11 protein-coding genes are annotated in these 14,052 nt (G+C 74.6%); 3 read left to right on the plus strand and 8 right to left on the minus strand.

The genetic code is table 11. The features are described 5' to 3' along the window. Nucleotides 1–120: 120 nt before the first annotated feature. From ATL41_RS02320 to ATL41_RS02330, 3 genes are read right to left on the minus strand one after another with little or no spacing between them, the layout of a single operon-like run. The gene (locus ATL41_RS02320) at nt 121–3,558 is read right to left on the minus strand and encodes an error-prone DNA polymerase (protein WP_098457027.1); all 3,438 of its coding nucleotides are present in this window, start codon (nt 3,556–3,558) and stop codon (nt 121–123) included. Then, the gene (locus tag ATL41_RS02325) at nt 3,551–5,152 is read right to left on the minus strand and encodes a DNA polymerase Y family protein (protein ID WP_098457028.1); all 1,602 of its coding nucleotides are present in this window, start codon (nt 5,150–5,152) and stop codon (nt 3,551–3,553) included. The genes ATL41_RS02320 and ATL41_RS02325 overlap by 8 nt, the downstream gene beginning before the upstream one ends. Next, nucleotides 5,149–5,949 (minus strand): hypothetical protein, encoded by an 801-nt coding sequence (locus tag ATL41_RS02330; protein WP_098457029.1) that lies wholly within the window; start codon nt 5,947–5,949, stop codon nt 5,149–5,151. Before ATL41_RS02330 ends, ATL41_RS02325 begins: the two co-directional genes overlap by 4 nt. Nucleotides 5,950–6,080: 131 nt before the next feature. On the opposite strand from ATL41_RS02330, the gene ATL41_RS02335 reads away from it, so the two are divergent. Then, the gene (locus ATL41_RS02335) at nt 6,081–6,608 is read left to right on the plus strand and encodes a YbhB/YbcL family Raf kinase inhibitor-like protein (protein WP_098457030.1); all 528 of its coding nucleotides are present in this window, start codon (nt 6,081–6,083) and stop codon (nt 6,606–6,608) included. Further along, complete coding sequence (locus tag ATL41_RS02340) at nt 6,605–7,192, plus strand: GNAT family N-acetyltransferase (protein WP_098457031.1); 588 nt, start codon at nt 6,605–6,607, stop codon at nt 7,190–7,192. Before ATL41_RS02335 ends, ATL41_RS02340 begins: the two co-directional genes overlap by 4 nt. Nucleotides 7,193–7,235: 43 nt before the next feature. On the opposite strand, the gene ATL41_RS02345 is transcribed toward ATL41_RS02340, so the two are convergent. Together ATL41_RS02345 and yczE are read right to left on the minus strand one after the other, a co-directional pair. Continuing rightward, a complete protein-coding gene (locus ATL41_RS02345; RefSeq protein WP_098457032.1) occupies nt 7,236–8,351 on the minus strand; it encodes a carboxylate-amine ligase in 1,116 nt (371 codons plus the stop codon). A gap of 10 nt (nt 8,352–8,361) precedes the next feature. Continuing rightward, nucleotides 8,362–9,042 carry a membrane protein YczE gene (yczE, locus tag ATL41_RS02350; protein ID WP_219810359.1) on the minus strand — a complete coding sequence of 227 codons (681 nt, stop codon included), beginning with the start codon at nt 9,040–9,042 and terminating at the stop codon, nt 8,362–8,364. A 62-nt stretch (nt 9,043–9,104) separates the two neighbouring features. Between yczE and yczR the strand changes: the two genes are divergently transcribed. After that, the gene (gene yczR / locus ATL41_RS02355) at nt 9,105–10,538 is read left to right on the plus strand and encodes a MocR-like transcription factor YczR (RefSeq protein WP_098457033.1); all 1,434 of its coding nucleotides are present in this window, start codon (nt 9,105–9,107) and stop codon (nt 10,536–10,538) included. Between the two features lie 3 nt (nt 10,539–10,541). Here yczR and ATL41_RS02360 read toward each other — a convergent pair whose 3' ends face one another. The 3 genes from ATL41_RS02360 to ATL41_RS02370 all read right to left on the minus strand — a co-directional run bounded on the left by ATL41_RS02360 (nt 10,542) and on the right by ATL41_RS02370 (nt 14,030). Next, complete coding sequence (locus ATL41_RS02360; protein ID WP_425432645.1) at nt 10,542–11,438, minus strand: TrmH family RNA methyltransferase; 897 nt, start codon at nt 11,436–11,438, stop codon at nt 10,542–10,544. Nucleotides 11,439–11,477: 39 nt separating this feature from the next. Continuing rightward, nucleotides 11,478–12,710: an MFS transporter gene (locus ATL41_RS02365; RefSeq protein WP_245854577.1), complete on the minus strand. Its 1,233-nt coding sequence runs from the start codon at nt 12,708–12,710 to the stop codon at nt 11,478–11,480. A gap of 120 nt (nt 12,711–12,830) precedes the next feature. Next, a complete protein-coding gene (locus tag ATL41_RS02370) occupies nt 12,831–14,030 on the minus strand; it encodes an SPFH domain-containing protein (protein ID WP_098457034.1) in 1,200 nt (399 codons plus the stop codon). Nucleotides 14,031–14,052 lie beyond the last annotated feature (22 nt).

Consider the following 14,052-nt stretch of genomic DNA (forward strand, 5'->3'; position numbering starts at 1 on the left):
CGTGCGGCCGGTCCGGTCGGCCGCGCCTGCTTCCAGGAGACCGTGGCGAGGTTGCGTCTTCGGGAGAGCGGGATGAGACCTCTCTCATCGTCACCCCGCTCGTGCCGGCGGCACGCCGGGTCACTGGAAGTCGCGGGACCTGGTCGGCACCTGGAGCGAGAGCGGGGCGAGGTGCTCGGCGACGAGGTTGGTGGCGCCGTCGGCCCGCTCGAGCCGGCCGCGGACGACGAGCGCTGCGCTCGTGCGGGCGACCTGCCGGAACCGCGACCACAGCCCGGGGCTGCACACGACGTTGAGGAGGCCGGTCTCGTCCTCGAGGGAGAGGAACGTGACGCCGCGTGCGGTGCCCGGGCGCTGCCGGTGGGTGACGACCCCGGCGACGGCGACGCGCCGCTCGGCCTCGTGGACGGTCGCCTCCGCGACGGTGAGGACGCCGGCGGCGTCAAGCCCTTCGCGCACGAACTGCGTCGGGTAGGACTCGGGTGAGATGCCGGTCGCCCAGACGTCCGCGACGGACGTCTCGACGTCGTCCATGCCAGGGAGCGTGGGTGCCTCGACGCCGACGCTCACGCCGGGCAGGGTGTCGGGGCCTTCCTGGGCGAGGGCGGCCGCGGCCCACAGGGCGGGGCGCCGGGCGCCGGTGAAGCAGTCGAGCGCGCCGGCGGTCGCGAGCGCCTCGAGGTGGGCGACCGTGAGATCGACCCGGCGGGCGAGGTCGCGCAGGCTGTGGAACGGACCGTCGGCGCGGGCCGCGACGATCCGCTCGGCGACGTTCTCGCGGACGCCGCGCACGCCGCCGAGGCCGAGCCGCACCGCGAGGTCCCGGCGGGGCCTCGCGGTGCTGTCACCGTCGGGCAACGGCTCGAGGACGGGCTGCACCCCGGAGAGCTGGACGTCGGGCCGCAGGACCGTCACGCCGTGGCGGCGGGCGTCGGCGACGAGGGACTGCGGCGAGTAGAAGCCCATGGGCTGCGCGGCGAGCAGCCCCGCGTAGAAGGCGGCGGGATGGTGCACCTTGAGCCAGGCGCTCGCGTACACCAGGTAGGCGAAGGAGTAGGCGTGCGACTCGGGGAAGCCGAAGTCGGCGAAGCCCTTGAGCTTGTCGTAGATCTGCTCGGCGACGTCCGTGGCGACGCCGTTGGCCTCCATCCCGTCGATGAGGCGCGCGTGCAGCGCCTCCATGCGCTCGGTCGACCGCTTGGAGCCCATCGCGCGGCGCAGCTGGTCGGCCTCGGCGGGCGTGAAGTCCGCGACGTCGATCGCCATCTGCATGAGCTGCTCCTGGAACAGGGGCACGCCGAGCGTCTTGGCGAGCGACTTCTCGAGCCGCGGGTGGAGGTACGTGACGGGCTGCCGGCCGCGAGCGCGGTCGATGTAGGGGTGCACGGACTGGCCCTGGATCGGTCCGGGGCGGATGAGCGCGACCTCGATCACGATGTCGTAGAAGGTGCGTGGCTGCAGCCGCGGGAGGGTCGCCATCTGGGCGCGCGACTCGACCTGGAACACGCCGATCGTGTCGGCGGCGCACAGCAGGTCGTACACGCCTGGGTCGTCGGGGGGCAGGCCGTGGAGCGTGAGCTCGACACCCTCGTGCTCGCGGACGTGCTCGAAGGCGATGCGCAGCGCGGTGAGCATGCCGAGGCCGAGGAGGTCGAACTTCACGAGGCCGGCGTCGGCGCAGTCGTCCTTGTCCCACTGCAGCACGGTCCGCCCAGGCATGCGGGCCCACTCGACGGGGCACACCTCGACGACGGGCCGGTCGCACAGGACCATGCCTCCGGAATGGATGCCGAGGTGCCGCGGCAGGCGCAGCATCTTCTCCGCGAGGTCGATGACGGCCTCGGGGACCTTCCCCTCCTCCTGCACGGACGGCGGGCGGTGCTCGGGCACGACGTCGCGTCCGTCCTCGCTCATCCGGGACCCGGCGACGGGCTCGGGGGCGGGCTCGGGGGCGGGCTGGGCGGCGACAGCCCCGGCGCGGGAGATCGTCCACCAGGGGCTGTCGGGCTCGGTGCCGCGCAGGGTGCCCCACCGCTCGATCCCCTTGCTCCAGGCGTCCTGCTGCCCGACGTCGTACCCGAGGGCGCGAGCGGCGTCGCGCACGGCGGACTTGGGCCGGTAGGAGATGACGTTCGCGACCTGGGCGGCGTGCCGGCGGTCGAACCTCTCGTAGACGTGCTGGATGACCTCCTCGCGACGCGCGGACTCGATGTCGACGTCGATGTCGGGCGGCCCGTCGCGTTCGGGCGCGAGGAAGCGCTCGAAGAGCAGCCCGTGGCGCACCGCGTCGACCGCGGTGATGCCGAGGGCGTAGCAGACGGCCGAGTTGGCGGCCGAGCCGCGTCCCTGGGCGAGGATGCCGTTGCGCCGACAGAACTCGACGATGTCGTAGACGATGAGGAAGTAGCCGGGGAAGCCCAGCGTCTCGATGATGTCGAGCTCGTGGTGGATCTGCGCCCACGCGCCCGCGACCTTCTCGTCCTCGGGCGGCCCGTACCGCTCCCGCGCGCCGACCTGGACGAGCTCGCGCAGCCAGGACCCCTCGTCGTGGCCCTCGGGAACCGGGTAGGGCGGCAGGCTGGGCGCGACGAGGTGCAGGTCGAACGCGCACTCGGCGGCGAGCCGTGCGGCGGTGGCGACGGCCTCGGGGTGAGCCCTGTGCCGGGCGAGCATCTCGGCGCCGGACCTGAGGTGGGCGGTCGCGGCGCCAGGGAGCCAGCCGTCCATGTCGTCGAGCGAGCGGCGGGCGCGGACGGCGGCGAGCGCTGCGGCGAGCTCTCCGTCCTGCGGGCGGGCGTGGTGGACGTTGCCCGTCGCGACGAGCGGCACGCCCACGGCAGCGGCGAGCTCGGCGAGCGCGTCGTTGCGCTCCCCGTCGTACGGGTCGCCGACGTCAGTGATCTCGACTGCGACGTTGCCGGCCCCGAAGAGGTCGACGAGCCGGTCGAGCTCGCGGCGGGCGTCGCGGGTGCGGGCTGTCGTGCAGGGTTCTGTCCCGTGCACGGGGCACGGCTGGGCGCGCCGCCTGCGCGGCACGGGCGCTGGCGCGTGCGCCGGCTGCGGGCAGTCCTCGCCGCGCAGCGCCTGGCGCACGGCGCCCTTGCGGCACCCGGTGAGCACGAGCCAGTCGCCGTCGGCGCGCGCGGCGAGATCCTCGAGGTCGAAGCGGGGCACGCCCTTGCGACCCCCGGCGAGGTGCGCGTCGGCGATCGCGGCGGACAGGGAGCGGTAGCCGCGCGGCCCGCGGGCGAGCACGAGCAGGTGGGTCGCACGCGGGTCCGGGGTGCCGGTCGGTTCCTCGGGGACGTCGCTGCCGCGCAGCAGGTCCTCGGTCGTGGGCAGGTGCAGCTCGGCGCCGAACACGGTGGGCAGGCCGGCGCGGCGCGCGGCCTCGGCGAAGCGGACGACGCCGTAGAGCCCGTCGTGGTCGGTCAGAGCGAGCGCGTCGAGGCCGAGCCGGACCGCCTCGGCGACGAGCTCCTCGGGCTGGCTCGCCCCGTCGAGGAAGCTGAACGCCGAGTGGGCGTGCAGCTCGGCGTAGGGCACGTGCTCAGTCATAGCTCGCCTCGACGTACCAGCTCCCGCGTGCGCTCGACAGCAGGAGGGCGCGGCTCGTCCCGGCGGGTTCCTCGACGAGGACCTGGAGGTAGACGCTGCGCTCCCCGTCCTCGCGCCACCAGCGCTGCGCGAGCGGCCAGGGCCCGGCCCAGGCGCGCACGGCGGACACCGCGCCGCCTTCTCCGGGCGCCGGGGCGAGCAGGGTCGGTGCGGCGCTCATCGCGAGCCGGCGGTCGACGAGCACGGGCTCCTGCGCCGGGCCGAGGAGCCGCACCGGGGCCTTCTCGGGGAGCACCTCGCTCGGGGGCGGGTCGGGCAGGCGTCCGGGCCAGGGTGGCGTGGTGTCGCGGCGGACCGGGTCCTCCTCGCCCCACGGCACGAGGTGCACCTGGTCGCGTGGGCCGCGCCCTCCCTGGAGGCGGACCGACAGCACGGACCGGGCGCCGAGCAGACCCTGGACGCGCTCGAGCGCGCGGGCCGCGCGCAGGTGCGCGCCCTCGGCACCGCCCCACAGACCGCCCTGCTGGGTGCCGACGTCGACGAGGTCCTCGGCGGTCAGCACGAGCCTGACGAGGCCGCCGTCGGCCGACTCGGAGCGTCCGCCCTCGGCGAGCCACCCCTCGAGCTGCCAGCGGACACGGTCGGTGAGGCGCCCGACGGTGAGGCCGCCGAGCGCTGCGGCGTCGGTGCGCCACGTGCGCACGTGCTCACGGCCGTCCTCGGTGCGGGCGGAGATGCGCAGGCGGGTGCAGGACGCCGAGCGGTCGACGAGCTCGGCGTACAGCTGCTCGGCGAGCCGGCGCGCGGCGAAGGCCGCGCTGTCGACGCGGTACGCGGGCGGGTCGAGCTCGCACGCCGCCTCGACGTCGTCCTCCGGCCTGCGGCGCGCGGGCGGGCGCAGGTCCTCCCCGGCGAGGAGGCGGTGCGCCCAGACGCCCGGCTCCCCGAAGCGGGAGGCGACGTCGCCGAGGTCGAGCGCGGTGAGGTCCTTCGCGCTGCGCAGCCCGAGCCGGTCCCACAGGTCGACGAGGTCACGCACCTGCGTGACGCGGTCGCGGCTCATCGCGACGTGCACGACGTCGCCCAGCGGGCGCGACGCGAGGTACGTGCGGCTCTCCCCTGCCGGGACGACGCGGTTCTCGCGCGCGGCGAGGACGGCCGCGAGGATGCCGTCGCCGACGCCCACCTGGCACTCGTGCCCGGTCGCGTCCGCGACCTGCGTCACGATCTCTGCCGCGAGCGCCTCCTCCGAGCCGTGGAACTGGGCGGCCCCGCTCGCGGGCATGAGGAGCAGTCCGGGGCGCGCGACCTCGAGCCCGGCGACGACACGTTCGACGGCGACGGCGACGGGCTCGAAGAAGCGGGCGTCGCGCAGCTCGTCGACGGGCAGGAGGACGAGCCCGGGGCACGCCTCCTGCGCCTGGCGCCGCCGCATGCCGCGGCGGACCCCGGCACGCCGGGCGACGGCACCTACCGCGACGACGGCGTGGGCGTCCTGCACCGCGACGGGCAGGTGCGCGGGCACGTCCGCGGCCGTCGCCGCGGCGACGACCGGCCAGTCGGGCACCCACACGGCCGTGGTGCGGGTGCTCATCCGACCAGCCTCAGCGCAGGCTGCTCAGCGGCGACGGGCGAGGCCTGCGGCGCAGCCGTCGGGACGTGCGCAGCAGCAGGCCTGGCGGCAGGAACCGCGACAGGCTCGTCGCCGAACGGCAGCACGACGTCGATCCGCGCGCGGACGCGGTCCGCGCGCTCGACCGTGAGCTCGCGGGCGACGACCCGGCCGGTCCCCTGCCCGAGCCCGCGCCACCGCACCCCGGTCGCGCGGATCACCGCGCTCGCCCCGCGCCACGGCGCGGTGCTGAGCAGGACGGTGCCCCGCTCGCGTGCGCGCGCCGTCAGGCGCCTCCGGTCGGCATCGAGGAGCGCGAGGTCCCCGAGCACGACGACGTCCATCCCGTCGACGAGGGCAGCCACGGCAGCGGCAGCACCGTCACCCGGCTCGGGGACGAGGACGAGACGGTCGAGCGGGACGCCGAGGTGCGCCGCCGCGAGCAGCCCGACCCGGGGGTGCCCCACGACCGCGGCCCACGGCTCCTCCCCCAGCTCGTCGACGCGCCCGCACGCCTCGGCGAGCAGCGACAGGACGAGCGCGAGCGACCCGGTGACCTCGGTGACGCTGCCCCGGGTCAGTCCGTGCGGGAGCAGCGCGGAGAGCTCGGGCGGGACCGGCAGGGCGGGGCGCTCGCGCGTCCTGACGCCGAGCGGGGCGGCCGCGCGGTCCGGCATCTCGACGCGGCGAGCGCCTGTGGCATGCTCTGCCTGGCGCAGGGCCGCGAGCGCCCGCGCCGCACGTCCCAGGTCCGGTGCCACCGTCGCCTGCGCAGTCATCGCGCACCACCTCCCCGGACCGTCGCCACGCTATCGAACACATGTTCGATGATACGCGTCGCTCCTGACAACGAAGAACCGGTGCGCCTGTCGCCCCCGCCCCTGACGCGCGGAGGACGCATGATGGAGGCATGGACCTCACGCGACCCGTTGCACCGGACCCGTACGCCTCGCTCCCGCCCGTCCCCTCCTTCTCCCTGACGAGCGACGACATGGTCGACGGCGGCACGCTCCCGCTGCTGCACACCGCGGACGGCGGCGGCACGTCGCCCCACCTCGCGTGGAGCGGCTTCCCTGCGGAGACCCAGGGCTTCGTCGTCTCGTGCTTCGACCCGGACGCACCGACGCCGGCGGGCTACTGGCACTGGACCGTCGTCGACCTCCCGGCGACGACGACGTCGCTCGAGCAGGGCGACGGCGAGAGCGACCTCATGCTCTCGGGGGCGGCCTTCCACGTCCGGGCCGACGGCGGCACGTTCGGCTACGAGGGTGCCGCGCCTCCTGCGGGCGACCGCCCGCACCGGTACGTGTTCGCAGTGCACGCGCTCGACGTCGACACGCTGGGTCTCGACCCTGAGGACAGCCCGACGAAGGTCGCGTTCACGGCGCTGTTCCACACGATCGCGCGTGCGGTGCTCACGCCGACGTTCGCGCGATGACCGACCTCCAGGTCCCGGTCGCCCGGGTCCGGCGCGCGATCCTCGCCGACGCGGACGCGGTCGCGGAGCTCGCGCAGCTGACGTTCCCGCTCGCCTGCCCGCCGGGCAGCGACCCGCGTGACGTGGAGGAGTTCTGCCGCAGCAACCTGACGGCGGCCCACTTCGCGGAGCACCTGCTGTCCCCGCTGACGACGGTGCTCGTCGCGGAGCCGGGCGCCGCCGAGGGAGACGACGGCCGTGCCGAGACCGGACGTCTGCCGCTGATCGCGTACGCGCTGCTCGTGTGGACCGAGGCCCCACCGCCCACGGACGGGCAGGTGCCGACCCCCACGGTGATGCTGAGCAAGTGCTACGCGCACCCGGACGCCCACGGCACGGGCGCGGCGTCCGCTCTCGTCGAGGCCGTCGTCGCCGAGGCGGCCGCGCGCAGCGTGCGCTCGGTGTGGCTCGGGGTCAACCAGCAGAACGTGCGCGCCCAGCGCTTCTACGCGAAGAACGGCTTCACGGTCGTGGGCACCAAGCACATGGTGGTCGGCAGCCAGACGCACGACGACTTCGTCATGTGCCGCACCGTCACCTCCTGACAGCCGTGCCGACGGTCGCCTCGCGGGGCGGCCGCGAACCGGCTCACTCGAGCGTGACGGCGCGCGCCCGCGCGACAACCTCGGCCGGGTCGCCCGCCTCGGCGAACCATGCCCGCTGGCGCTGCGCGCCGTTGCCGGTCGACCACAGGCCGCCGAGCAGGTCGGTCACGAGGTCGAGGTCGCCCGCGTCGACGAGAGCGTCGCGCACGTGCGTGACGAGCTGCCCGACGACGTCGTGAGCCGGGCGCGGTCGCATGTCCGTCGGCGACAGCAGGTCGCCCGACAGGCCGGACCGGCCGGCGCGCCACGACGCGGTGCGCAGCAGCTCCGTCGGTATCCCCGGAGCCGGCTCGCCCGCGGACGCGGAACGTGCGGCCGTCTCGACGAGAGCGCGTGAGAGCGCGGCGACGATCACGGGTGTGCGCGGGTCGAGGCACACGTCCGCGACGCGGATCTCGACTGTCGGGTACCGCTGCGACAGGCGCGCGTCGAAGTAGATCATCGCGTCGTCGAGCACGGTACCGGTCGCGACGAGCGACGCGACCGCGTCTCGGTACGCCTGAGCGCTGCCGAACTCCCGCGAGGGGCCGGCCGTGGGCCAGCGCGACCACACCTGCGACCGGAAGCTCTCGTAGCCGCTGACATTGCCCTGCCAGAACGGCGAGTTGGCGCTCAGCGCGAGGAGCGGCGACAGCCAGGGGCCGATGCGGTCGAGGACGGCGACGCCCTCCTCGTCGTCGGCGACCGAGACGTGCACGTGGCAACCGCTCGTCAGCTGCTCTGCGGCCGTGAGCCCGAACGTGCTCGCCGCGCGCATGTAGCGCAGCTTCGAGACGGTCGTGGGCTCGACGTCGACGGGGCTCGTGGCGAGGGCGACGGCGTGGGCACCCACGGTGGCGGCCGCCGCCTGGACGCGGGCGCGACCGGCGCGCACCTCCTGGGCGAGCTCCTCGAGGTCACGGCACGGTCGCGTGCCGGTCTCGATCTGCTCCTGCATGAACTCGTGCTCGAGACCGCCGCCCGGCGTACCACCCGTCGGGGAGACGACGTCGGCGGGCGTGTTCGCGAGCGCCTCCGTCGCGACCGCGACGGGCGTGCCGTCGTCGCCTACCAGCAGGAACTCTTCCTCGACACCGACTGTCCGCAGATCGTCTCGCACCCGGATACTGTCACACGCGCAGCCACGGCGCGCGAGCCGCGAACCACGGGATCGTCAGACCGCACAGTGGACCCACGAGCAGGGCGAACGTGAGCGTCCCGATGCCGACGTCCCCGCCGAGCGCCCAGCCGAGACCGAGCACGGACAGCTCGATGACGGCGCGCGCGACGGCGATCGGCCAGCCGAAGCGGTCGTGCAGACCGGTCATGAGGCCGTCGCGCGGGCCCGGACCGAGCCGTGCGGCGAGGTAGGCGCCGCTCGCGACGGCGAGGATCACGATCCCGCCGACCATGAACGCGATGCGGACGGGCAGCGGCAGGGGGTCGGGAAGCCGCGCGAGAAGGATGAGGCCGAGGTCGGCAGCGAGCCCCACGATGATGACGTTGAGCACCGTCCCGAGGCCGGGCCGGGTGCGTAGCGGCCACCACGCGAGCAGGACGAGCGCGCCGACGGCGCACGTGACGAGACCGAAGGTCCACCCGGTCGCCAGCGCGAGGCCCTGCGCGAGGACGTCCCACGGGGAGACGCCGAGGCCGGCGTGCACGACGAGGGAGATCGACAGACCGAAGAAGGTGAGCCCGACGACGAGCTGCGCCAGCCGCGGCAGCAGGTAGCCGCGGCGCGGCACCGTCATCCCCGGCGTGGCCGCGGCGGGCGCCGGGGCCGTGGTCTCTGCGTGGTCGATCTTCATGGCTCGATCTCACCTCGGAAGTGGCCTGCCCACAAGGAGCCAATTCGCGTACGGTGGCCCCTATGAGCGACCGATACCTGAGCGCGCACGCCCTCGTCCCGCTCCTGCGAGACCTGCCGAGCGACACACCGCTCTACCGGGCGCTCGCGGACCGGCTGCGCCTCCTCGCGATCGACGGCCGCATCCCGCCCGACACCCGCCTGCCGTCCGAGCGCGACCTCGCCCAGACGCTCGGCGCCAGCCGCACGACCGTCTCCCAGGCCTACGCCGCCCTGCGAACCGACGGCTTCCTCAGCAGCCGTCGCGGGTCCGGGTCGCTCCTGCACGCGCCCGGGTCCCGCCCCGGCACCCTCGGTCCTGACGTGCCCGCGCTCGACCTCACGAAGGCGACCATGCCGGCGGCCTCGCAGCTCGCGGCCGCCGCAGCGGCCGCGGCTGCCGACCTGCCCCGGCACCTCTTGCGCCACGACTACGACCCCGTCGGGCTACCGGCGCTGCGCCAGGCTCTCGCCGACCGCTACACGGGGCTCGGGCTGCCGACCGCACCCGAGCAGATCATGGTCACGCTCGGCGCTCAGCACGCGATCGGCCTCGTCGCGAGCACGCACGTACGTCCCGGCGACCGCGCCGTCGTCGAGATGCCCACCTACCCGCACGCGCTCGACGCGCTCGTCGCGGCCGGCGGGCGCCCCGTCGCCGTCCCCGTCGACGCACGCACGGGCTGGGACGCCGACGCGCTCCTGCGTGCCGTCGCCACGGGGCCCGCCGTCGCGCACCTCATGCCCGACCACCACAACCCGACCGGCGCGATCATGCCCGACGAGCTGCGCACCGCCGTCTGCCACGCCGCCGCGCGCAGCGGAGCTGTCGTGGTCGTCGACGAGACGACCGCCGAGCTCGACATCGACCGTCCCGACCCCTGGACGCCGTTCGCGCGGCACGCCGCGGAGGGCACGCAGGTCGTGACGATCGGTTCCGTCGGCAAGACGCTCTGGGGCGGGCTCAGGCTCGGCTGGGTGCGCGCCGACGTCGAGACGATCGCCCGGCTCGTGGCCGCGCGCCACGTCCACGACCTCGGCACGCCGATCCTCGAGCAGCTCGTCCTGCTGCACGCGCTCCCGCACCTGGCCGATGTCGCGGAGACGCGGCGGGCCCAGCTGCGCGCGTCGCGCGACCACCTCACGGCGCTCCTCGCGCAGCGGCTGCCGACGTGGGACGTCCCGCACGTCCACGGCGGGCTCGCACTGTGGGTCGGCCTGGGCGAGGCCTACAGCTCGCGGCTCGCGCTCGCGGCCCGCGAGCGCGGCCTCGCGATCACGGCGGGACCGCGTTTCGGGACGGGCGGTGAGTTCGAGCGGCACCTGCGCGTCCCGATCACCGCGGCGCCCGAGGTGCTCGACGAGGCGGTCGACATCCTCGCGCGCGCCTGGGACGCGGTCGCGGCGTCGCCCGCGCGACCAGGCCACGCGTTCGTCGACGCGAGCGTCCCGGTCTGAGGCTCAGGCCTCGTCGCGGACCCGCGTCGCCCACGTCGCGACAGCGACCGCGGAGGCGACGTTGAGCGAGTCGACGCCCCCCGCCATCGGGATCTTCACCGTCACGTCGCACGCCGCGATCGTGTGCGGCTTGAGGCCGTCCCCCTCCGTCCCGAAGACGAGCGCGAGCCTCTCCGGGGTGTCGCTCTCGAGCGCGTCGAGGCTGATCGAGTCGTCCTCGAGGGCGAGCGCCGCGACGGTGAAACCGAGCTCGCGCAGCAGGTCGACGCCGTCGGTCGCCTCGGCGCCGCGCGGCGCCGTCGGCCACGCGTCGAAGCGGGTCCACGGCACCTGGAAGACGGTGCCCATCGAGACACGCACGGCGCGCCGGTAGAGCGGGTCCGCGCACGACGGCGTCATGATCACCGCGTCGACGCCCATCGCCGCGCACGCGCGCACGGCCGCGCCGACGTTCGTGTGGTCCACGATGTCCTCGAGCACGACGACGCGGCGTGCGCCCAGCCCACCGCGCGCGGACGCGAGCAGGTCGGCGACGGTCGCGAGCGGCGGCCGGTGCATCGCGGCGAGGGCGCCGCGGTGCAGGTGGAACCCGGTGACCGACTCGAGCACGTCGGCGGAGGCGACATGGACGGGGACGTCGGGGAACTGGCGCAGGACGTCGGCCATGCCGGGGAGCCACTTGTGCTCCATGAAGAACGAGCGCGGGCGGTGCCCCGCCGCGATCGCGCGACGGATGACGGTCGAGCTCTCGGCGATGTAGAGGCCCTTGGCCGGCTCGTGCTTGGAGCGCAGCGCGACGTCGGTCAGCCGGACGTAGTCGGCGAGCTCGTCCGCCGTGGGATCGGTGATGTCGACGAGGTTGAGGTCGGACAGGTCAGGCTGGGCGTCGATCGTGGGCACACGCCATTCTCTCAGCAGCGGGTGCGTGCGACATCCCGGTCAGAGGAGAGCGGCGGCGTGCGCGCGGCGCCAGCCGAGGACCGCGCCGACGCCGCCGAGCGCGGCGAGGACGGGGACGGCGAGGAACGCGGTGTGCATGCCGACCGCGTCGGCGACAGCGCCGAGGATGAACGGCGCGAGCCCGACGGCGGCTCCCCCGGTGAACGTCGCGACGGCCTGTGCCCGGTCGGCGGCCTCCCGTGCGATGCCGAGGACGAGGGCGACGGACAGCGGGTACTGCGCGCCGTAGCCGAAGCCGGCGACGGCGAGGCCGGCGAGGGCGACCGCGGGCGACGTCGCGGTCCACAGGACGGCCCAGCCGACGACGGAGATGCCGAAGCTGACCGCGAGCAGGTGGGCGCTGTGCCAGCGCCGCGTGAGCGGCCCGACGACGAACCGCATCGCGGTCATGCCGGCGATCAGGCCGGCGGTCGTCGCGGTCGCGATGCTCTCGTCGGCCCCGGTGCGCTCGAGCACGAGCGACGTCGACCAGTAGGTCGTCGCGTTCTCGAGGGCGACGGCGGCGACGAGGGTCGTGAGGAACCAGACCGACCCGGGCCCGAGGGCCTTGACGGGCGCGGCGGCGCCGCGCACCTCGACCGCGTGGGCGTCCTCGGGCGTCTCGGCGGGCGCGGTCGCTGCGGCCGGGCGACGCCCGCCGTCGGGCAGGCGCGAGGTCGCCCACGCGACGAGCACGGCGAGGACGACGGTCGTGACGACCGCGGCGCGCCACCCCCAGCCCAGACCCACCGCAGCGCCGACGGCGAGCGGGGCGAAGAGCCCTACGCCGGACCCGACGCCGTTGGCCTCGGTGATCGCCGCCGGCGCCGCGGGCCCGTGGTGGTCGGAGATGCCGACCTGCGACGCGGACACGGCGACGTTGCCGCCGACGGCGAGGACGAACATGCTCGCGAGCGTCGCGGCCAGCACGGGGCCGACGACGAGGCCGACGACTCCCGCCGCGACGACGAGCAGCCCGAGCGCGACCGCGTTGCGCCTGCCGATCGCGGCGACGAGCCGGGGCGTGAAGAACGACGCGGAGATGGCACCGACCGCCATCGCGGTGCCGTGCAGACCGCCGGCGGCCTTCGAGACGCCGAGGTCCTCGGCGAGGAGCGAGACCGACGGGCTGAACGAGTAGAGGAACCACCCCCAGACGGCGAAGGTGCCGTAGGTGGTGATCGTGTACCGGTCGCGGCGCAGCGGGGCGGCGACGGTCTGGGGGTTGGTCACCGCACCATGATGACAGGCATCGAATCGATTCGGTACGTGTGACGCGAGGACTTTGCGGCAGACGCCGCGAGGGCGCGCCGCCGGGGTGGCGGCGCGCCCTCGCGGGTCGCACGTGTCAGCTCACTGCTGCGGGGCAGGAGGCTCCCCGTCGCTCGTCGTCGGCGGGCCGTACGGGGCGACCGGCGGCGTAGGCGGTCCCTGGACGGGCGGCGTCGCGGGCGGAGGCACGGGCACACCGGGGCGCTGGCCGGCCTCGGCGCTCGGGTCGAACGGACGGCCGGAGCGCTGCCCCGCCGTCGTCGCGTCCGCCGTCGCCTCCTGAACCTGACGGCGCGCCTCGGCCAGGGCCTCGGCCGGGTCGGCGAGACCCGCGCTCTGGAAGCGCGGACGCGCACGGCGCGGCTCCGCGTCCCCGCTCGGGGGCGCAGGCGGGGTCGGGACGTCTCCGCCCAGACCGGCGACGACGGCGCCGAGGGCCGACGTGAACTCCGTCGGGACGAGCCACATCTTGCTCGACGAACCGTTCGCGATCTGCGGGAGCGTCTGGAGGTACTGGTACGCGAGGAGCTTCGGGTCCGCGTCGCCCTCGTGGATCGCGTCGAACACCTGGAGGATCGCGCGGGACTCACCCTCCGCCTCGAGGATCTTGGCCTGAGCCGCACCCTCGGCGCGGAGGATCGCCGCCTGCTTCTCACCCTCGGCCGTGAGGATCTGGGACTGCTTGACACCCTCGGCCTGGAGGATCGCGGCGCGGCGGTCACGCTCGGCGCGCATCTGCTGCTCCATCGAGCCCTGGACCGACGCGGGCGGGTCGATCGCCTTGAGCTCGACGCGGTTGACGCGGATGCCCCACCGGCCCGTCGCGTCGTCGAGGACGCCACGGAGCTGGCCGTTGATCTGGTCACGGCTCGTGAGCGTCTGCTCGAGGTCCATCGAGCCGATGACGTTACGGAGCGTCGTCACCGTCAGCTGCTCGATACCGACGATGTAGTTGGCGATCTCGTAGACGGCCGACTTGGGGTCGGTCACCTGGAAGTAGATGACCGTGTCGATGCTCACGACGAGGTTGTCCGACGTGATGACCGGCTGCGGCGGGAAGGACACGACCTGCTCACGCAGGTCGACCTGGGCGCGCACGCGGTCCACGAACGGGATGAGGAGGTGAAGGCCCGCCTCGAAGGTCCGGTTGTAGCGGCCGAGACGCTCGACGAGCCACGCCTGCGTCTGCGGGACGATGCGCACGCTCTTGCCGATGACGATCAGCACGAAGATCGCGACGAAGATCAGCAGGACGTACACGAACGAGAGGTCTTCACCCATAGATGTTCAGCTCCTGGTTGTC

Origin of the sequence: Flavimobilis soli (assembly GCF_002564025.1) — a bacterium.
Lineage (GTDB): Bacteria > Actinomycetota > Actinomycetes > Actinomycetales > Cellulomonadaceae > Flavimobilis > Flavimobilis soli.

Excerpts from the sequence above, each read along its gene's own strand:
- ATL41_RS02320 (WP_098457027.1), bottom strand. The coding sequence starts at position 3,558 with ATGACTGAGCACGTGCCCTACGCCGAGCTGCACGCCCACTCGGCGTTC.
- ATL41_RS02325 (WP_098457028.1), bottom strand. The coding sequence starts at position 5,152 with ATGAGCACCCGCACCACGGCCGTGTGGGTGCCCGACTGGCCGGTCGTC.
- ATL41_RS02330 (WP_098457029.1), bottom strand. The coding sequence starts at position 5,949 with ATGACTGCGCAGGCGACGGTGGCACCGGACCTGGGACGTGCGGCGCGG.
- ATL41_RS02335 (WP_098457030.1), top strand. The coding sequence starts at position 6,081 with ATGGACCTCACGCGACCCGTTGCACCGGACCCGTACGCCTCGCTCCCG.
- ATL41_RS02340 (WP_098457031.1), top strand. The coding sequence starts at position 6,605 with ATGACCGACCTCCAGGTCCCGGTCGCCCGGGTCCGGCGCGCGATCCTC.
- yczE (WP_219810359.1), bottom strand. The coding sequence starts at position 9,042 with ATGAAGATCGACCACGCAGAGACCACGGCCCCGGCGCCCGCCGCGGCC.
- yczR (WP_098457033.1), top strand. The coding sequence starts at position 9,105 with ATGAGCGACCGATACCTGAGCGCGCACGCCCTCGTCCCGCTCCTGCGA.
- ATL41_RS02370 (WP_098457034.1), bottom strand. The coding sequence starts at position 14,030 with ATGGGTGAAGACCTCTCGTTCGTGTACGTCCTGCTGATCTTCGTCGCG.